General features: G+C 62.5%; 14 protein-coding genes. 6 read left to right on the top strand and 8 right to left on the bottom strand.

The annotated features are described in order from the left end of the window. Positions 1 to 112: 112 nt before the first annotated feature. On the top strand, positions 113 to 1,807 hold the full coding sequence (locus ACO1XS_RS20805) for a ShlB/FhaC/HecB family hemolysin secretion/activation protein (RefSeq protein WP_486391602.1): 1,695 nt from the start codon (positions 113 to 115) through the stop codon (positions 1,805 to 1,807). A gap of 198 nt (positions 1,808 to 2,005) precedes the next feature. Continuing rightward, entirely contained in the window at positions 2,006 to 2,518 is a 513-nt protein-coding gene (locus ACO1XS_RS20800; protein WP_331565884.1) for a DUF2147 domain-containing protein, read from the top strand. A gap of 73 nt (positions 2,519 to 2,591) precedes the next feature. Here ACO1XS_RS20800 and ACO1XS_RS20795 read toward each other — a convergent pair whose 3' ends face one another. The 6 genes from ACO1XS_RS20795 to typA form a co-directional block, all read right to left on the bottom strand. Continuing rightward, positions 2,592 to 2,993, bottom strand: a complete 402-nt coding sequence (locus tag ACO1XS_RS20795) for a transposase (protein WP_331565882.1) — start codon at positions 2,991 to 2,993, stop codon at positions 2,592 to 2,594. A 120-nt stretch (positions 2,994 to 3,113) separates the two neighbouring features. Further along, positions 3,114 to 4,211, bottom strand: coding sequence for a cell division protein ZapE (gene zapE / locus ACO1XS_RS20790; RefSeq protein WP_486391601.1), 1,098 nt, complete (start codon positions 4,209 to 4,211; stop codon positions 3,114 to 3,116). A 180-nt stretch (positions 4,212 to 4,391) separates the two neighbouring features. Beyond that, the gene (gene lpdA / locus ACO1XS_RS20785) at positions 4,392 to 5,822 is read right to left on the bottom strand and encodes a dihydrolipoyl dehydrogenase (RefSeq protein WP_486391600.1); all 1,431 of its coding nucleotides are present in this window, start codon (positions 5,820 to 5,822) and stop codon (positions 4,392 to 4,394) included. Between the two features lie 96 nt (positions 5,823 to 5,918). Then, positions 5,919 to 7,181: a 2-oxoglutarate dehydrogenase complex dihydrolipoyllysine-residue succinyltransferase gene (gene odhB, locus ACO1XS_RS20780; protein ID WP_331565876.1), complete on the bottom strand. Its 1,263-nt coding sequence runs from the start codon at positions 7,179 to 7,181 to the stop codon at positions 5,919 to 5,921. Between the two features lie 130 nt (positions 7,182 to 7,311). Continuing rightward, complete coding sequence (locus ACO1XS_RS20775; protein WP_331565874.1) at positions 7,312 to 10,167, bottom strand: 2-oxoglutarate dehydrogenase E1 component; 2,856 nt, start codon at positions 10,165 to 10,167, stop codon at positions 7,312 to 7,314. Positions 10,168 to 10,440: 273 nt separating this feature from the next. Then, complete coding sequence (gene typA, locus ACO1XS_RS20770) at positions 10,441 to 12,267, bottom strand: translational GTPase TypA (protein ID WP_331565872.1); 1,827 nt, start codon at positions 12,265 to 12,267, stop codon at positions 10,441 to 10,443. A gap of 270 nt (positions 12,268 to 12,537) precedes the next feature. On the opposite strand from typA, the gene ACO1XS_RS20765 reads away from it, so the two are divergent. The 4 genes from ACO1XS_RS20765 (at position 12,538) to ACO1XS_RS20750 (ending at position 17,637) form a co-directional block, all read left to right on the top strand. Beyond that, the gene (locus tag ACO1XS_RS20765) at positions 12,538 to 13,026 is read left to right on the top strand and encodes a MarR family winged helix-turn-helix transcriptional regulator (RefSeq protein ID WP_331565870.1); all 489 of its coding nucleotides are present in this window, start codon (positions 12,538 to 12,540) and stop codon (positions 13,024 to 13,026) included. A 146-nt stretch (positions 13,027 to 13,172) separates the two neighbouring features. After that, complete coding sequence (locus tag ACO1XS_RS20760; protein WP_486391599.1) at positions 13,173 to 14,684, top strand: efflux transporter outer membrane subunit; 1,512 nt, start codon at positions 13,173 to 13,175, stop codon at positions 14,682 to 14,684. Positions 14,685 to 14,774: 90 nt separating this feature from the next. Next, positions 14,775 to 16,031, top strand: coding sequence for an EmrA/EmrK family multidrug efflux transporter periplasmic adaptor subunit (locus ACO1XS_RS20755; RefSeq protein ID WP_331565866.1), 1,257 nt, complete (start codon positions 14,775 to 14,777; stop codon positions 16,029 to 16,031). Between the two features lie 40 nt (positions 16,032 to 16,071). Continuing rightward, complete coding sequence (locus tag ACO1XS_RS20750; RefSeq protein ID WP_331565864.1) at positions 16,072 to 17,637, top strand: DHA2 family efflux MFS transporter permease subunit; 1,566 nt, start codon at positions 16,072 to 16,074, stop codon at positions 17,635 to 17,637. 148 nt (positions 17,638 to 17,785) lie between these two features. Here the strand turns inward: ACO1XS_RS20750 and truB are convergent, their stop codons facing one another. Both truB and rbfA read right to left on the bottom strand, forming a co-directional pair. After that, positions 17,786 to 18,727 carry a tRNA pseudouridine(55) synthase TruB gene (gene truB, locus ACO1XS_RS20745; protein ID WP_486391598.1) on the bottom strand — a complete coding sequence of 314 codons (942 nt, stop codon included), beginning with the start codon at positions 18,725 to 18,727 and terminating at the stop codon, positions 17,786 to 17,788. A 48-nt stretch (positions 18,728 to 18,775) separates the two neighbouring features. Continuing rightward, entirely contained in the window at positions 18,776 to 19,144 is a 369-nt protein-coding gene (gene rbfA / locus ACO1XS_RS20740; protein WP_331565860.1) for a 30S ribosome-binding factor RbfA, read from the bottom strand. Positions 19,145 to 19,256: the final 112 nt, after the last annotated feature.

Raw genomic sequence — 19,256 nt, 5'->3', positions numbered from 1 at the left:
GGTCCACGCACGCAAACGGCCCGAAAACGAAAACGGGCGAAGGTACCGAGTCGGCGCCGGCCTCAGAGCCGGCCCGACGGTATCCATAAAAAGGCCAGACGAGGAACAAACGATGAGGACTACTGAATTCCTGGTAGGGGTCGGGCTCGCGCTCGGCGCGGCGGGCGTGGCAACAGTGACGCATGCGCAAACACGCGCGGCCGCGAGCGGGAACCCGCTTCAGGCGCTGCCGCAAACCCATGCCCCGAGCAACGCACCCAGCGTCACGGTCCAGGTCGAACGGCCGACGCCACAGTTGCAGCAATTGCTGGCATCGCATCTCACCCCAACGAAGATCCAGGTGGAAGGCGTCAAGGCCGTCCCTTTTGCCGAGGTTGCAGGGCACTTCACGCCGCTCGTCGGCAAAGACATCACGATCGGGCAGTTGATCGAGACCGCGAACGAGATCACCCGGCTTTATCAGTCGCGCGGATATGCGCTATCGTTCGCGTTCATTCCGGCTCAGACGTTCGAAAACGGCGTAGTGCGCGTAACCGTTGTGGAAGGATACGTCGCGCAGATCGACATCAAGGGCAATCCGGGCTCGACCGAACGCAAGATTCGCCAGCTTGCCGAGCGCATCCGCAACGAACGGCCGCTGCGTCGCGCGACGTTCGAGCGCAGCGTGAATGCGCTCGGATTGCTGCCTGGCCTCACCGTGACGGCCACGGTACCGGCACCGAAAACGACAGACGGCGCGACGACCCTCGAGCTCAACGTCGCGCGCAAGCCATTGAACTTCAGCGCGGGCATCGACCTGCACCACCCGGGCGTGCAAGGCCTTTTCACGGTCACGGAAAACGGACTGGCGTCGCTCGGAGAGCAGCTCAGCGTTTCTGCTCTCGCTCCCAGGGGCCGCGACGACACCACCTATTACTCGGCCAACGGCGCGGTGCCTTTGGGCAACGATGGGCTCGTCGCGCACATCGACGCCTCGCACTACCGCGGCCATCCGACCGACAATCCGGGCTTGCCTTCGTACGTCGAACGAACGGTGGTCAACGACAAGCTCGCGCTTTCGGCCGCCTACCCGTTCCTATTGCGCGATGCGCACAAGTTGATCGGCACCGTGACCGGCTATGCGTCGCATGACGAAAACCATTACCGCAATACGATCAACGGCGCGCAAATCGGATTACGCTCCCAAGAGCGCGTGCTGCAGGCGCAACTCGATTACACGGGCGTCGAGCCGGGCCAAGTCCGCCGCGCGAGCATCAACGTGGCGCATGCTTTCAATATTCTGGGCGCTTCGAAGACAGCCGATTCGAATGTGCCGGGCGCCGTTCCGACGAATCCGGTATCGCTCACGTTCGTGCGAACGGGCGCGAGTTTTTCTCAATCCAACGAATGGCCTTTCAAAATCGGTACGACCGTTGCGGCTACGGGACAGTTCAGTCCCGACAACCTGCCGACTTCCGAGCAAATCGCATTCGGCGCTCAACGATTCGCTTCGGGTTATCAGCCGGGAGAGGCATCGGGCGATTCGGGATGGGCCGTATCGTTCGAAGTCAACCGTGCTTTTGCGGTGGGGATGCACTACTTGCAGACCGTTACCCCGTATGTGTCGTTCGATATGGCGCGGGTGTACCTACACTCGGGGCCGACATCGCCCAATAAGCTGTCTTCGGTCGCGCTTGGCTTGCGGATCACCGACGCGAAGCATTACAGCCTCGATCTCTCGATCGCCAAGGCCGTTGCCGACGCGCCGATCGAAAGCCCATCGCGCAGCCCGCGAATCAACGCCACGTTTTCGTACCAAATGTTTTGACGTCCGAAGGAAATGCCGCGGGGACGAACCAGGACGAACTGCGTGCCCGCTCCAGCCTGATTAGAGGTTCCACTATTAAACCTCAGTCATTTTTTCGTGGGTATGCTGGCCTGATTCCAACAAGCGCGGCGCGACAGGCCTATCCGCCACCGCGCGAAAGAAACGACAGCCGACTCACCCCATCAGGAGGACGACATCATGCACTTCCCGCACGACACCCGCTCGATCGCCTTATATGCCGTTAAGCGCATGGCAGCAGCCGGCTTGTTACTGGCCAGCGCCACGATAGCCTTCGCGCAAGGCACCGATTCCCCCGTCGGCGTATGGCAAACAATCGACGACCACACGCATCAACCGAAAGCGCTTGTACAGATTACGCAAAACGCCGATGGATCACTGAGCGGGAAAGTCATCAAAGGCCTGAACCCCGCGGACTCGCCCGATCGCCGATGCACCGAATGTACCGACGACCGCAAGGATCAAAAAATTCTCGGTATGACGATCATCCGCGATATGAAGCAGGACGGCGATCATTGGGATGGCGGCAACATCCTCGATCCCGAAAACGGCAAAGTCTATCGATGCAAAATGACGCTGGATGAGGGAGGCCGGAAGCTCGTCGTACGCGGCTATATCGGCGTCTCACTGCTAGGCCGGTCGCAAACGTGGAACCGGCAAGCCGATTCGGCTTCGGACCAGGCAAAGAACTGATCGAGCTCACGACAACCTGTTGCGCGAGCGGTCCTGACCATACGGCAGGCTCGCTCGCAGAAGAGCGCGTGGCTCACGCGGCGCGACGCAGTGAAGCCAGATAGGACAACGTGGGCGCATCGATCGTCGAGAAAGCCGGCGCCACCTTTGCCGGATTCAACTTCGCGCGCATACGCGCCCTGACCGACTCGCACAGCCCTTCGGCCGCATCGCCATACAGTTCGCCCAGTACGTGCCTGAACACGCCCGCGTCGTACCACGTCTTGAAGCGACGGTGGCAGGTTTGATAGGAGGGGTACCGGCGCGGCATCGAAGACCACGCTGCGCCGCTATAGATCACCCACAACACGCCATTGAGCACCGCGCGTGTATCGGTGAGGGGACGGCCACGCGCAGGCGCGCGCGCCTGCAATTCAGGAAACAGCGTGACCACACGGTGCCATTGCTCGTCGGTTATTTCGCGGTAAGGGGTCATCTGTGCCTCCTTCGTTTGAATAGAGAGCACAATAGGCCTCGTCCTGGCCGGCGAATATCAGAATAATCCGAATCTGTCCCGCGCCCTGCTCGCGCAGCCAAAGCCTTCAGCCCGCGACCGTCAAGTCAACGAGGTGTCGACGAGCCTGCGCGGCGCTTCCAGATATTCCTTCGACTGCATTTCGACGAGACGCGAGACCGTCCGGCCGAATTCATTGGCCATCGGCCCTTCGGGATAGAGCGCTTCGGGCGCCACCACCGCCGACATCAGCAGCTTCACCTTGTGATCGTAAAAAACGTCGACGAGCCAAGTGAAACGGCGTGCCTCCGATGCCATGCGAGGCGTCATTTGCGGCACGCCGGAAAGCACCACCGTATGAAATCGCGAGGCCAACTCGAGATAGTCGTTTTGCGAGCGCGGCCCGCCGCACAGCGTCGCGAAATCGAACCAGACGACGCCGTCGGCGCGCCGCAACGCTTTCAATTCGCGCTTCTCGATATGAAGCAGCGGGCTTTCATCGGGCACGGCCGCGAGCTGCGCGAATGCCGCTCTCAGCGCACGGTCGGCTTCGGCGCCCAGCGGCGTGTGATAGACGTTGACCTGTGCGAGCGTGCGTCGACGATAGTCGGTACCGCCATCCACATTCATCACATCGAGCCGCTCCTTCACGAGCTCGATGGCGGGCAACACGCGGTCACGGTGCAAGCCGTCGGGGTAGAGCGTATCGGGATCGTAGTTCGAGGTCATCACGAACTGCACGCCGTTATCGAAGAGCCCGGTGAGGAGCCGATGAAGAATCATCGCGTCGGCAATGTCGGAGACATGGAACTCGTCGAAGCAAATGAGCCGATAGCGCTTGGCGACACGGCGCGCCAGCTCGTCGAGCGGATCGGCCTGCCCTTTGAGCTCCTCGAGCTGCCGATGGACTTCGCGCATGAATTCGTGGAAATGCAGCCGCGTCTTGCGCTGCACCGGAACCACCGCGTAAAAGCTATCCATCAGGAAGCTCTTGCCGCGCCCGACGCCGCCCCACATATAGACGCCACGCGGCAGCTCGGGATGCACGAGCAGCTTGCGCAGCGCATTCGAGCGCCGGCTCTTGTAGGTGACCCACTCCGCATAGCATTGCTGCAAGCGATTCACCGCCGCGAGCTGTGCGTCGTCGGCGAGATAGCCACGCGCTTGCAGCTCGTGTTCGTAATATTCGAGAACATTCATCGTGAAGGAACCGCTCGGCCAGCGTCCGGAGCGGGCGCTGTGCGGGGAACCGGGCGCGCCCGCGCACCGGCCCGGACCGGCCGAAGAGGCGCCGGGGATTTCGCCCCGGCCGCTCCTTGGGCCGCTACTGCTTGAGAGGACTGACTACCAGAACTTACTGCCAGGAGTGACTGCCGCGACTTACTTGTTGAGCGAACGCTTGTCGACGGCCAGCGCGGCTTCGCGCATCACTTCGGAGAGCGACGGGTGCGGATGGCAGATGCGTCCGATGTCTTCGGATGCCGCCTTGAACTCCATCGCGACAACCGCTTCGGCGATGAGATCCGATGCGTTCGCTGAAATGATATGGACGCCGAGCAGCTCGTCGGTCTTCGCGTCCGCGATCATCTTGACGAAGCCCTCGGGCTTCGCCACACCCAGCGCACGCCCGTTGATCGAGAACGGAAACTGCCCCGTCTTGATCTCGCGGCCCTCGGCCTTCAACTGCTGTTCGGTCTTGCCGACCCAGGCGATTTCCGGCTCGGTATAGATGACCCACGGAATGCAGTTGTAGTCGATATGCGGCTTCTGACCGTCGATGATCTCCGCCACCAGCACGCCCTCGTCTTCCGCCTTGTGCGCGAGCATCGGCCCGCGGACGACATCGCCGATCGCATAGACGTTCGGCACCGCCGTACGGCAGTGATCGTCGACCTCGATGAACCCGCGCTCGTTCGCCTTCAGGCCGATCGACTCGAGACCGAGGTTATCGGTATTCGGCACGCGGCCCACCGATACGATCAGACGATCGGCCTCGAGCGTTTGCGCGTTGCCGTCCTTGTCGGTGTAGGCGATCGTGACGCCCTTGGCGTTCGCCTTCACCTCGCCGATGCTGATGCCGAGCTGAATATCGAGGCCCTGCTTCTTGAAAAGCTTCGCGGCTTCCTTCGCGAGCGCATCGTCGGCCGCACCGAGAAACTGCGGCAGCGCCTCGAGCACGGTGACCTGCGAACCCAGGCGGCGCCAGACCGAACCGAGCTCGAGCCCGATCACACCGGCGCCGATGACGGCGAGCTTCGCCGGAACCGCATCGAATGCGAGCGCGCCTTCGTTATCGGAAACGATCTTGTTGTCGACCGGCACGTTCGGCAGATGACGCGCCTTCGAACCCGTCGCGATGATGACGTTCTTCGCCGTAACGACCTCGGCCTCGCCTTCGCCGCTCACCTCGATTTGCACGCCTGCGTCGCTTTTGCCGGCGAACTTGCCATGGCCCTTGAGCCACGTGATCTTGTTCTTCTTGAACAGGAACTCGATACCGCTCGTCATTTTTTCGACGATGCCGTCCTTGCGGGTCTGCATCTTTGCGACGTCCATCTTGACCTCGGACACGGCGATGCCGTGCTCGGCCAGATGATGCGATGCATTTTCGAACTCCTCCGACGACGCAAGCAGCGCCTTGGACGGAATGCAGCCGACGTTCAGGCAGGTGCCGCCGAGCTTCAGCGTGCCGGCCGGGTTCTTCCACTTTTCGATACAGGCGACGCTTTTGCCGAGCTGGGCGGCCCGGATCGCGGCGACATACCCGCCGGGACCCGCGCCGATCACGACGACGTCAAATTGTTGGGACATGACGATCCTTTCGATGACGCGACGGCGCGGCGTGAGCCGCGCTTCGTCGCGATTTTCAACCAAGCTTTGCTGCGCCCGGACACCGGGCGCGGGGAATTACAGATCGAGGAGCAAACGCGCCGGGTCTTCGAGAGCGTCTTTCATCGCGACGAGCGAGAGCACGGCTTCGCGTCCGTCGATGATGCGGTGGTCGTACGACAGCGCGAGGTAGTTCATCGGGCGGATGACGATCTGGCCGTTTTCGACGACCGCCCGCTCCTTCGTCGCGTGGACACCGAGAATCGCCGACTGCGGCGGGTTGATGATCGGCGTCGACAGCATCGAGCCGAACACGCCGCCGTTCGAAATCGAGAACGTGCCGCCCGTCATTTCCTCGATCGACAGTTTGCCGTCCTTGGCTTTCTGACCGAACTCGGCGATCTTCTTCTCGATCTCGGCAAGGCTCATTTGATCGGCGTTGCGCAAGATGGGGACGACGAGACCGCGCGGCGAGCCCACGGCGATACCGATATCGAAATAACCGTGATAGACGATGTCCGTGCCGTCGATCGACGCATTCACGAGCGGGAATTTCTTCAGCGCATGCACGGCCGCCTTCACGAAGAACGACATGAAGCCGAGCTTCACGCCATGCTCTTTCTCGAATTTGTCCTTGTACTTGTTGCGCAGATCCATCACCGGCGCCATGTTCACTTCGTTGAACGTCGTGAGGATGGCATTCGTTTGCTGCGACTCCAGCAGACGCTCGGCGATACGCTGGCGCAGGCGCGACATCGGCACGCGCTGTTCGGGGCGGTTGCTGAGCCACGTGTCGGCCGAGGCCGGGGCCTTGACGTCCGGCAGCGCCGGCTTCGACGCACGCGCAGCCGGCGCGGCAGGCGCCGCGGCCGGTGCCTTCGCGCTCGTGCCGAGCACATCGCCCTTCGTGATGCGGCCGTCGCGGCCGGTTCCCGCGACCTGGTCCGCCGACAGGTTCTTCTCCGCCATCAGTTTATTGGCGGCCGGCGATGCAGCGGCGCCGGCCGTGGCCGTTGCGGTGGCTGCGGCGGGAGCGGCAACCGGTGCGGCAGCGGCTGGAGCGGCAGCAGCAGCCGCGGGTGCCGCGGCGCCGGCCTTGCCTTCCGTATCGATCTTCGCGATCAGTTGCTCGGAGCTCACGATCTCACCGTCGCCGACCACGATGTCCGCGAGCACGCCCGATGCCGGCGCCGGCACTTCGAGGACGACCTTGTCGGTCTCGATCTCGATGAGCGTTTCGTCTTGCGTGACGGCCTCGCCGGGCTTTTTCTTCCACGCAATCATGGTGCCTTCCGAAACCGATTCGGAAAACTGCGGAACCTTGACTTCTACAATAGCCATTTGATTTTCCTGAACTCGTATCTGGTGTGGAGCGCGAACGCTCGCCCGTCCTGCCCGCGCGCTTCGATTGGTCTGGGCGGCATACGGCGCGGGAAAGCGCGCGGCGCTTTCCCGGTTCGCTGTCGTTTAGTTATTTCGCAATCGATGCGCTCTTCAAGCGGCCGAAAGCACCTTCGATCAACGCTTTTTGCTGCTCGTAGTGCTTCGCGTAATAGCCGACCGCGGGCGATGCCGATGCCGGGCGGCCGCTATAGGCGAGCTTCTGCCCATCGCGCATGCCTTCCTTCAGGTGATGCTCGATGTAGAACCACGGACCTTGGTTTTGCGGCTCGTCCTGGACCCATACGACCTCGGTGGCATGGTCGTATTTCTTCATCTCCGTTTCGAACTGCTTGTGAGCGAACGGATAGAGCTGCTCCACACGCATGATCGCCACGTCGTTCGCCTTCGCTTCGCGACGATGGGCGATCAGGTCGTAGTAGACCCGGCCCGAGCACATCACCACGCGCTTGACCTTCTTGGCTTCGATAGCGGGGTCGACTTCGCCGATCACCGGCTGGAATACGCCACTTGCGAGTTCCGACAGGTCCGAGATCGCTTCCTTGTGGCGCAGAAGCGACTTCGGCGTGAAGACGATGAGCGGTTTGCGGAACAAACGGATCATCTGACGGCGCAGCAAATGGAAGATCTGCGCGGGGGTGGTCGGTTGCACGACCTGCATGTTGTGCTCGGCGCACAGCTGCAAATAGCGCTCGATGCGCGCCGACGAATGCTCGGGACCCTGCCCTTCGTAGCCGTGCGGCAGCAGCATCGTGAGGCCCGAGACACGACCCCACTTGACTTCACCCGACGAGATGAACTGGTCGATCACGACCTGCGCACCGTTGGCGAAATCGCCGAACTGCGCTTCCCATGCGACGAGCGTATTCGGTTCGGCCGTCGAGTAGCCGTATTCGAAGCCGAGTACGGCTTCCTCGGAGAGCACCGAATCGATGACCGTGAACTTCGCCTGACCGTCCGCCACGTTTTGCAGCGGAATGTAGGTGCCGTCGTTCCAGCGCTCGCGGTTCTGATCGTGCAGCACCGCGTGACGGTGCGTGAACGTGCCGCGGCCCGAGTCCTGGCCCGTGAGGCGCACCGCATAGCCCGATGCGACGAGCGACGCGTAGGCGAGATGCTCGCCCATGCCCCAATCGAGCGGTGCATCGCCGCGCGCCATGGCGCGGCGGTCGTTGATGACACGCTCGACGAGCGGGTGCACTTTGAAGTTCTCGGGAATCGTCGTGATGCGCTCGCCGAGGCGCTTGAGCTCGGCAAGCGGGACGGCCGTATCGGCCGCATCCGTCCACTTGCGGTTCAGGAACGGCACCCAGTCGACCGCGTACTTGCTCTTGTAGTTCGAGAGGACCGGATCGACGGTGTGCTGGCCGGCATCCATCGCCTGGCGATAGGCCTTGACGAAGGCATCGGCGTCTTCGGAGCCGATCACGCCCTGCTGCACGAGCTTTTCCGCGTAGAGCGCGCGCGTACCCGGGTGCTGGGCGATCTTCTTGTACATCAGCGGCTGCGTCACCGCGGGCGTGTCCTGCTCGTTGTGGCCGAGCTTGCGGAAGCAGACGATGTCGATCACGACGTCCTTGTGGAACTGCATCCGGAAGTCGATCGCAAGCTGCGTGGCAAGCACGACCGCTTCGGGATCGTCGCCGTTCACGTGCAGCACGGGCGCCTCGATCATCTTCACCACGTCGGAGCAGTAAAGCGTCGAGCGCGCGTCGCGCGGGTCCGACGTCGTGAAACCGATCTGGTTGTTGATGACGATATGCAGCGTGCCGTGGGTGCCGTAGCCGCGCGTTTGCGCGAGGTTCAGCGTCTCCATGACGACGCCCTGGCCTGCGAAGGCCGCGTCACCGTGAATCTGCACCGGCAGAACCTGCACGCCGCTCTCGTCGCCACGACGATCCATACGCGCCTTCGCCGAACCTTCCACCACGGGGTTCACGATTTCGAGGTGCGACGGGTTGAACGCCAGCGACAAGTGCACCGGACCACCTTCGGTGGAGACGTCCGACGAGAAGCCCTTGTGATACTTCACGTCGCCTGCCGGCAGATCGTCGACGTGCTTGCCTTCGAATTCGGCGAACAGATCCGACGGCATCTTGCCGAGCGTGTTCACGAGCACGTTCAGACGGCCGCGGTGAGCCATACCGATGACGATTTCCTGTACGCCCTGCGCACCGCCGTGGCGCACGACCTCGTCCATCGCCGCGATGAAGCTCTCCCCGCCTTCGAGCGAGAAGCGCTTCTGGCCGACATAGCGCGTATGCAGATAGCGTTCGAGACCTTCGGCGGCCGTGAGCCGGTTCAGGATGTGCTTCTTCTTTTCAGTCGAGAAATTCGGCGTGGCCCGGATCGATTCGAGGCGCTCCTGCCACCAGCGCTTCTGTTCGGGATCGCTGACGTACTGGAATTCGGCGCCGATCGTGCCGCAGTACGTATCGCGCAGCGCTTTGACGATATCGCGCAGCGATGCCTGCTCGAAGCCGAAATACAGATTGCCCGCGCTGAACGTCTGGTCCATGTCGGCTTCGGTGAAGTCGTAGAACGCAGGCTCGAGCTCGGGAATGGAGGGACGTTCGCGGCGCTTCAGCGGGTCGAGGTTGGCCCATTGCGAACCGAGAAAGCGGTAGGCGCTGATCAGAGACTGGACGTGGACTTGCTTGCGCGCCGTGCCCAGATTCTCGCCGGCTTCGCGCGGGATGAAAGCATTGGCTTTCGCGCGCTGCGCAAACGATTCGACGATCGGACCATGCGCGACATCGTTCGCGTTCGAGCCATCCGACGCGGGCACGTTTTGCAGGGCGTCGAAATACTCCCGCCAATTGTCGGGGACCGACGCCGGATTATCGAGGTATTGCTCGTACAGCTCTTCGACGTACGGAGCGTTGCCGCCGAACAGGTACGAGTTCAGCTGGAATTGCTTCATCATGTTTACGCTCACCTTTTCTTCGAGTTTCTCGAGAAATAGCGGGTTACTCAACCTTCCGCGACACGGCCTGACCGTTTAGCGGATTGCGCGAATCAAGTCTTGCTTGGAAGGACCTAAAACTAGCACCGGGAGGATATCACACAACCGACATTCGAGATGGACATAAGCGCCATTCGATATCGGCATGTGTTCCCTGCTCCAATGAAAAAGCCGCTCGTTTTTCTTTGCGAGCGGCTTTTTTCCGAACAGATGCCATCGATAGCTGGCTCTCGATCAATCGACCGAGGTTTCGCGGCTCGCACGGCGGCGCTCGTGCTCCTTCAAATGGCGCTTGCGCAGGCGGATGGACTGCGGCGTCACTTCCACGAGCTCGTCGTCGTCGATGAATTCGACCGCGTACTCGAGCGAAAGCTGAATGGGCGGAACGAGCCGAACCGCTTCGTCCGTACCGGACGCCCGCACGTTCGTAAGCTGCTTGCCCTTGATCGGATTGACCACGAGATCGTTGTCGCGGCTGTGGATGCCGATGATCATGCCCTCGTACAGTGCATCGCCGGGCTTCACGAACATACGGCCCCGGTCCTGCAGCTTCCAGAGTGCGTAGGCCACGGCGGCGCCATCGTCTTGCGAGATCAGCACACCGTTGCGGCGCTCGCCGAGCGAGCCTTCCTTGACGGGTGCATATTCGTCGAACACATGACTCATGAGTCCCGTGCCGCGCGTGAGCGTCATGAACTCGCCCTGAAAGCCGATCAATCCTCGCGCCGGAATCCGGTATTCGAGGCGCGTGCGGCCGCGCCCGTCGGATGCCATATCGAGCAGCTCGCCCTTGCGACGGCCAAGCTCTTCCATGACCCCGCCCTGGTGCGAATCTTCCAGGTCGACCGTCAGCAGCTCGTACGGCTCGTGCTTCACGCCATCCACCTCGTGCAGGACGACGCGCGGACGCGATACGGCGAGCTCGTAGCCCTCGCGGCGCATGTTCTCGACGAGGATCGTCAAATGCAGCTCCCCGCGGCCCGACACTTCAAAGACCGTTTCGTCGCCCGTGTCGCGCACGCGCAACGCTACGTTATGGTTGAGCTCGCGCATCAGTCGATCGCGAATCTGCCGGCTCGTGACGAATTTGCCTTCCTTGCCCGCCAGCGGCGACGAATTCACGAGGAAGTTCATCGTGAGCGTCGGTTCGTCGACGGTGATCATCGGTAGCGCTTCGGGCGCGTCGGGCGAGCAGATCGTCGCGCCGATGCCGATGTCCTCGATGCCGTTGATGAGCACGATGTCGCCGGCCTCGGCCTCTTCCACCTGAACGCGCTCCAGCCCATGGAACGACAGGACCTGGTTGATCTTGCGGTTCAGGATCTCCCCCTCGGGGCCGAAGCGGACGACGACGGGCTGCCCGGGCTTCACACGCCCGCGCGTGATGCGCCCCACGCCGATCCGGCCCACGTAGGTGGAATAATCGAGCGAGGTGATCTGCAGCTGCAGCGGCGCGTCCGGATCGGCCGGGCGCACGGGCACGTGCGCAAGAATCGCCTCGAAAAGCGGCCGCATGTCGCCTTCGCGCGCAGCCGGATCGAGCGAGGCGTATCCGTTCAGACCCGACGCATAGACGATCGGAAAGTCGAGCTGCTCTTCGGTCGCGCCCAGCTTGTCGAACAGATCGAACGTTTGATTGATGACCCAATCGATACGCGCACCGGGCCGGTCGATCTTGTTGACGACGACGATCGGCTTCAATCCGAGCGCCAGCGCCTTTTTCGTCACGAAACGCGTTTGCGGCATCGGGCCTTCCACGGCATCCACGAGCAGCAGCACGGAATCGACCATCGACAACACGCGTTCGACCTCGCCGCCGAAGTCGGCGTGCCCGGGGGTGTCGACGATGTTGACGTGCGTCCCTTCGTATTCGACGGCACAGTTCTTTGCCAGGATCGTGATGCCGCGTTCGCGCTCGATGTCGTTCGAGTCCATGACGCGCTCCGCGATCTGCTGATTTTCACGGAAGGTGCCCGACTGACGAAGCAGTTGATCGACGAGCGTGGTCTTGCCGTGATCGACGTGGGCAATGATGGCGATGTTGCGTAGGGCGCGAGTCATAAGGAATCTGAACGGTTTGGGGCGGCGGCTTCATGCCCGAGGTAATCAAAAATTATAGCACGTCGGTGTGACGCAAGCCCCACTGGCAGGCGGGGCCAGACCATCCGGCGCGTGAATCGGGCGCTTCGCCCCGCCAACTGGCCGGCATGTATTCGCGCTCGATGGCATGATGAGCGCCCGCGCGATGAGCCGCTCGGCATAAGAAGGTTGCATAGGCAGCTTTTGGCGACTAGAATCATGCCTAGTCAACTATTGCATGCTCACCAGATCATGACCCAACCTCCCGACCAGCTTCTTGCAGAACTGCGCGAATTCGAGCTCGACGAGGTGGTCGGGTATTTGCTCGCCCGGGCGAAGTCGAGCATCTCGAACCTGGTCTCGCAGCGCACGATGAAAGAGCTGGGCATCACGAGCACGCAAGGCAGCATTCTTTTCATGATCGGTTCAGGGCGCTGCCAGCTTGCGGCGGAGCTCGCGCGGCACTACGGGATCGATGCAAGCGCCGTGACGCGGCTCGTCGACCGGCTCGAAAAGCGCAAGCTGCTGCGGCGGGTGCGCAGCAGCGAGGACAGGCGGGCCGTTCTGCTCGAGCTGACGGCCGAGGGCTACGAAATGGCCGCGCACATTCCGGGCATGTTCTGCGACGTAGTCGACCGGGCGCTCAGCGGTTTTACACCCGAAGAAGTCGGCTTCCTCAAAAGCATGTTGAGGCGCATTCTGGCGAATACCTGCGAATCGGTGGACGAGACGCCTCGTTAGCCGCGCCGCGCAAAGTTCGGATTTCGCAGGAATCGTTCGCGTCCGCGAGCACTGCTTCATCGGTGTGATGGCAAGTAATCTCCATCCGGAACCCATAACAACAAGTTGCGATGTCCATCATTTCATTCGAGTCGAAAGGCGATGCAATGAACTCTCCAACCGTGCCGTCCCATGTTGTCGCGCCCGCGAGCGCCATTGCCGCGGCGTTGACCGCGCTCGTCCTCGCCGGTTGCGTCAGCTATGCCGGCATCAAGAGCGACAAAACACCTGCCAGCGCCGCCAGCTTCGAGGCCGCGCAAAGTCTGCCGGCTCAAAGCGGCCAGTGGCCCTCGCTCGATTGGGCCAATCAATTCGGCGATGCGCAATTGCCGAAGCTCATCGACGAAGCGCTCGACGGCAATCCGACGATCGCGCAGGCTCAGGCGCGCCTCGCCAAAGCACAGTCCTATATCGAGACCTCGCGCGCGGGCCTGATGCCGAAAGTCGAAGGCAGCTATTCGATCACGCGCGAGCGATTCACCGAAAACGGCCTCTATCCTCCGCCGTTGGCGGGCAACTGGGTGACCGAGCACAATGCGCTCGCGAGCGCCTCATGGGACCTCGATCTCTGGGGCAAGAACCGCGCGCGCCTCGCATCGGCGCTTTCGCAGCAAAAGGCCGCGCAGGCCGACATCCAGCTCGCGCGCATCACGCTCGCCTCTTCGGTCGCACGTACCTACAACCAGCTCGCACAGCTTTACGCGATACGTGACATCACGGCACGCGAAATCGCCAATCGCCAGGAAGTCAGCGCGATCACGAACGGGCGCGTCGTGGCCGGCCTCGATACCAGTGTCGAAAAGCAGACCGCACTCGGCAACATCGCCTCCACCCAGACGACGCTGTCCGATCTCGACGGGCAAATCACCGCTGTGCGCTATCAGCTCGCCGCGCTGCTCGGCAAGGGGCCCGACCGCGGGCTGCAGATCGCTCAGCCGGCGCTGTCGGCCGGCGGCGCGGTGACACTGCCCGATAACCTGCCGGCCGATCTCGTTTCGCGCCGTCCGGATCTCGTCGCGGCGCGCTGGCAGGTCGACGCGGCACTGCACGATGTGAAAGAGGCCAAGGCCGAATTCTTTCCGGACATCAATCTGGCCGCGGCAGCGGGTCTGGACTCTTTCGGCTGGAGCCGGTTCCTGACGGCCGGCAGCCGCCAATTGCAGGCCGGGCCCGCGATTCACCTGCCGATCTTCGATGCCGGCGCCCTGCGCGCCCAATTGAAGGGGCGGTACGCCGATTTCCATCTCGACGTCGCGAATTACAACCAGACGCTGATCAACGCCCTGTCGGACGTGGCCACGCAGGTGTCGTCGATTCGCGCGATCGACCGTCAGATGAATGACGCGCAACGGGCGCTGGACGCATCGAGCGAAGCTTATCGGCTGGCCGTGATCCGCTATAAGGCGGGACTCTCGCCACAATTGCAGGTGCTCACGGCCGACATCAACCGGCTCAACGCCGAGCAAACGGTGACGAATCTCAAGATGCGCCGGAGGGATCTGCAATTTGCGCTCATCAAGGCGCTCGGCGGCGGATTCGACGCAAACACCGTCGGGCTCGGCGAGCCGGCGCCGCAGGTGCCGGGACAGGCGCGAAGTGCGGCGGCGCCGTCGAGCTGATGAAGGCATGATCCAGGCACGGCACCGATCGACGCGCCACGAGCCGACGAACATTCGAAGACAGAAACTCGAGAACCGGAGAGCATTTCCATGAGCGAGACTCAACAATCCGCCGCGAACGTTCAGACGCCGGCGAACGGAAAGCGCAAGCGGCTGATGGCACTGCTTGTCGGCGTGATCCTCATCGCGGCCATCGCGTACGGCGTCTACTATTTCCTCGTCGCGCGTTTTCACGAGGAAACGGACGATGCCTATGTCAACGGCAACGTCGTGCAGATCACCCCGCAGGTGACGGGCACCGTCATCGCGGTGAATGCCGACGATACGCAAACGGTCAAGGCGGGCGACCCGCTGGTCGTGCTCGACGGCGCCGACGCCCGTGTCACGCTCGCGCAGGCCGAGGCGAATCTCGCGCAAACGGTGCGTCAGGTTCGCGGCCTTTTCGCCAACAACGATCAGTACCAGGCGCAAATCGCACAACGCCAGTCCGATCTGTCGCGCGCGCAAGACGATCTGCGGCGACGCATGGCCGTCGCGCAAACAGGTGCGGTCTCGCAGGAGGAAATCTCGCATGCGCGCGATGCAGTGAAAAGCGCGCAAGCGAGCCTCGATGCCGCCGAACAGCAACTCGCGTCGAACCGCGCGCTGACCTCGAATACCACCATCGCAACGCATCCGAATGTGCTCGCCGCAGCCGCGCGAGTGCGCGATGCCTATCTGAACAATGCACGCAACACCCTTCCGGCACCTGTCACCGGCTACGTGGCGAAGCGTTCAGTGCAAGTGGGGCAGCGCGTCTCGCCCGGCACGCCGCTCATGGCGATCGTGCCGCTCGAGGCCGTCTGGGTCGACGCAAACTTCAAGGAAGTGCAAATCAAGCATATGCGCATCGGCCAGCCGGTCGAACTGACCGCGGACGTCTACGGTTCGTCGGTCGTCTACCACGGCAAGGTCGTGGGCTTCTCCGCGGGTACCGGTTCCGCGTTTTCGCTGCTGCCCGCGCAGAATGCCACGGGCAACTGGATCAAAGTCGTACAACGCCTGCCCGTTCGGATCGAACTCGATCCGAAGGAACTGCACGCGCATCCACTGCGCATCGGCCTGTCCATGCAAGCCGACGTCGACATCAAGAACGACAACGGCAGCCAGTTGGGCAACGCCCAAAACACCGTCTATCAGACGAACGTATTCGACAAGTACGGCGCAGACGCGGACGCGGAGATCGCTCGCATCATCGCGCAAAACGCGGGCTCGGATGCAGCGGCGGGCGTCGCCCGGCAAAAGCCGCCGGCATCCCACGGGACGCGCGGTGCGCAAGTCGCGAGTGGCGCGGCAAAGCTGATGTAAACAAGCAGCCCAACGTTTCCCGTTTCGAGGCATTTACGCAATGGCCCAATCCGCAGCCGCTCCGCATCCGCCGCTCACCGGCGCGCAGCTCGTTATCGGCACGGTCGCCGTGTCGCTCGCGGTGTTCATGAACGTGCTCGACAGCTCGATCGCGAACGTGTCGATCCCGACGATCTCGGGCGATCTTGGCGTCTCGTCGGACCAGGGGACCTGGGTCATCACCTCGTTCGCCGTCGCCAATGCCATCTCCGTGCCGCTGACGGGCTGGCTGACCGACCGCATCGGTCAGGTTCGCCTCTTTCTCGCATCGATCGTGCTGTTCGTGCTGTCTTCCTGGATGTGCGGCCTGTCTCCGACGCTGCCGTTGCTGCTCTTCTCGCGGGTCATCCAGGGCGCGGTCGCCGGGCCGATGATTCCGCTCTCGCAAACGCTGCTGCTGGCGAGCTATCCTCGTTCCAAAGCTCCGCTCGCGCTTGCCATGTGGGCGATGACCACGTTGATTGCGCCGGTGGCCGGCCCGATTCTGGGCGGGTGGATCTCGGACAATATCTCGTGGCCGTGGATCTTTTACGTCAACATCCCGGTCGGCATCGTCGCGGCAGTGGCAACGTGGGCGATCTTCCGCACGCGCGACTCGGCGATCAAGAAGGCACCGATCGACACCGTCGGCCTCAGCCTGCTCGTGATCTGGGTCGGCTCGCTGCAAGTCATGCTCGACCAGGGCAAGGATCTGGACTGGTTCTCGTCGACGACGATCGTGATACTCGCGCTCATCGCCGTGATCGGCTTCGCGTTCTTCGTGGTCTGGGAGTTGACCGCCGAGCATCCCGTCGTCGATCTATCGCTGTTCAAGAAGCGCAACTTCACGGGCGGTACCGTCGCGCTGTCGGTCGGCTATGGGCTTTATTTCGGGAACCTGGTCCTTCTGCCGCTCTGGCTGCAAACGGATATCGGCTACACCGCGACCGATGCGGGTCTCGTCATGGCGCCTGTCGGGGTCTTCGCCATTCTGCTCTCGCCGTTGACCGGCAAGTTCTTGCCACGAACCGATCCCCGCAAGATCGCCACGGCCGCGTTTCTCGTATTCGCGCTCTGTTTCTGGATGCGCTCGCGCTATACGACCGGTGTCGACACCTGGTCGCTCATGCTGCCGACGCTCGTGCAGGGCATCGGCATGGCGGGTTTCTTCATTCCGCTCGTGTCGATCACGCTGTCCGGCCTGCCCGGCAATCGCATCGCGGCCGCATCGGGCCTGTCCAATTTCGTGCGGATCATGTGCGGCGGGATCGGCACCTCGATCTTCACGACGGCCTGGGATCATCGCACGACGTTCCACCACGCGCAGCTGACCGAGCGCGCGAGCGCGTTCGATCCGACGTTCACGCAAGCGATGTCACAGATGGGCTCCGCGACCGGCCTCGACGCGACGCAACGATATGGGCTCTTCGATCGCATGGTGACGCAGCAGGCCGCCCAACTCGGCGTCAACGACCTGTTCTACATCTCGGCGGTGATCTTCGTGGTACTGATCGGGCTCATCTGGATTACGCGCCCCGAACGGTCGGGTGGTGGGGATTCGAGCGCAGCCGCATCGGCCGCGCATTGATCGAGCCTTTCTCAGCTTTTCTCATCACAATTGAGAATTCTCAAAGTATTGAGAAAGCATGATGCAAAAGCATGAAGCGCCTTGTAAATGGAGAAGGGATCTCGCAGGCTCCCCCGCTCGACGCTGAAGAAAACCCTCGACGCCCGCCTTACCCGCCGACGACGAGCCGTTCCGGCGCAAGCACGCCATCCCCAGCACGTGCTACGCCAAGCAAAGCGCCATCGCTTTCACGGTATACCCGCACGCGAACGCTGCCCTCGCTGCTTTCCTGCACCGTCGGCGCGCTCAGTTCCGCCAGGCGAATACGCTGTCCTTGCTGAAACCTGCGCGCGAGGTCTTGCCCGAGCTGCACGGGCGCAAACGTGGAGAGCAACGCGTCGACGGGCTGCAGCATCGCATCGCGCGCGGGCATATCCATATCGGAAAGTGCATCCAGCGTGACCGCATGTTCCAGAGTCAACGCGCCCACCCCCGTGCGCCGTAACGCGACGAGGTGCGCGCCGCAGCCAAGCGCCGCACCGATATCCTCGGCCAGCGTGCGAACGTAAGTGCCCTTGCTGCAGGTGACGCGAAAGGTCACGTCCGGCAATACGCAGCCGGTCACCTCGAGACAGCGGATGGTCACCGCGCGGCCCTCGCGCTCCACTGTCTGCCCAGCTCGCGCGTACTCATAAAGCGGTTTGCCGTCGCGCTTCAGTGCCGAGTACATGGGAGGTACTTGAATGATCTCGCCGACAAAGCGCCGGCATGCCGCCTCGACCTCTGAGCGCTCGACCCGCACCGCCGCCGTCTCGAGCACCTCGCCCTCGGCGTCGCCCGTCGAGGTACGAATGCCGAGCCGCATCGTAGCCTCGTAGGTCTTGTCGGCATCGAGCAGATCCTGCGAAAACTTCGTGGCCTCGCCGAAACAAAGCGGCAACAGCCCCGATGCGAGCGGATCGAGCGTCCCCGTATGACCCGCCTTTTTCGCAAGATACAGGCGCTTCGCGCTCATCAGCGCGTCATTACTCGACAGCCCGAGCGGCTTGTCGAGCAGCAACACCCCATCGAGCACGCGACGCGGCACCCGGGGCCTTTGATTCTGATTCATCGGACAGTTGCAAAAAGAGCGGACATACACCGGGACCTCAGTCGGGACTCAATCGTCCTTGGCCCGGCTGGCATTAGCCTCGTCAATCAGGCGCGACATCTCGACGGCCTGTTCGATGGTCTTGTCGAAGTGAAAGTGCAGCGTGGGCACCGTATGGATATGCAGCCGCTTGAACAGCAGATTGTGAAGATGACCCGCCGCGTGGTTCAGTGCGCGCTCGGTTGCCTGAGCGTCGCCCGTCAGCGTCGTGAAATAGACCTTCGCATGCGCGTAGTCGGGCGTGAGCTCGACGCTTTGAATCGTCACGAGCCCGATGCGCGGATCCTTCACCTCGCGCATGATGAGTTCCGACAGATCGCGCTGGATCTGATCGGCAATCTGCACGTTGCGGTTAGGAGAACTACGTTTCTTCGACATGGCGAAAATTCCTGATGCAAACTTTGCGGGCCGAAAGGCCACACAACCGTTCTTGCGGCCATCGTTCGAACAAAGGGCCGCCCAAAAAAACAACGGGCGGGACAGGCTCGTC

The organism is Trinickia sp. (assembly GCF_057351765.1).
Note: the sequence above shows the minus strand (reverse complement) of the source record. Positions and strands in the feature narration are given on the sequence as shown.

Coding starts and splice junctions, on each gene's coding strand:
- ACO1XS_RS20805 (WP_486391602.1), top strand. CDS start 113: ATGAGGACTACTGAATTCCTGGTAGGGGTCGGGCTCGCGCTCGGCGCG.
- ACO1XS_RS20800 (WP_331565884.1), top strand. CDS start 2,006: ATGCACTTCCCGCACGACACCCGCTCGATCGCCTTATATGCCGTTAAG.
- ACO1XS_RS20795 (WP_331565882.1), bottom strand. CDS start 2,993: ATGACCCCTTACCGCGAAATAACCGACGAGCAATGGCACCGTGTGGTC.
- zapE (WP_486391601.1), bottom strand. CDS start 4,211: ATGAATGTTCTCGAATATTACGAACACGAGCTGCAAGCGCGTGGCTAT.
- lpdA (WP_486391600.1), bottom strand. CDS start 5,822: ATGTCCCAACAATTTGACGTCGTCGTGATCGGCGCGGGTCCCGGCGGG.
- odhB (WP_331565876.1), bottom strand. CDS start 7,181: ATGGCTATTGTAGAAGTCAAGGTTCCGCAGTTTTCCGAATCGGTTTCG.
- ACO1XS_RS20775 (WP_331565874.1), bottom strand. CDS start 10,167: ATGATGAAGCAATTCCAGCTGAACTCGTACCTGTTCGGCGGCAACGCT.
- typA (WP_331565872.1), bottom strand. CDS start 12,267: ATGACTCGCGCCCTACGCAACATCGCCATCATTGCCCACGTCGATCAC.
- ACO1XS_RS20765 (WP_331565870.1), top strand. CDS start 12,538: ATGACCCAACCTCCCGACCAGCTTCTTGCAGAACTGCGCGAATTCGAG.
- ACO1XS_RS20760 (WP_486391599.1), top strand. CDS start 13,173: ATGAACTCTCCAACCGTGCCGTCCCATGTTGTCGCGCCCGCGAGCGCC.
- ACO1XS_RS20755 (WP_331565866.1), top strand. CDS start 14,775: ATGAGCGAGACTCAACAATCCGCCGCGAACGTTCAGACGCCGGCGAAC.
- ACO1XS_RS20750 (WP_331565864.1), top strand. CDS start 16,072: ATGGCCCAATCCGCAGCCGCTCCGCATCCGCCGCTCACCGGCGCGCAG.
- truB (WP_486391598.1), bottom strand. CDS start 18,727: ATGAATCAGAATCAAAGGCCCCGGGTGCCGCGTCGCGTGCTCGATGGG.
- rbfA (WP_331565860.1), bottom strand. CDS start 19,144: ATGTCGAAGAAACGTAGTTCTCCTAACCGCAACGTGCAGATTGCCGAT.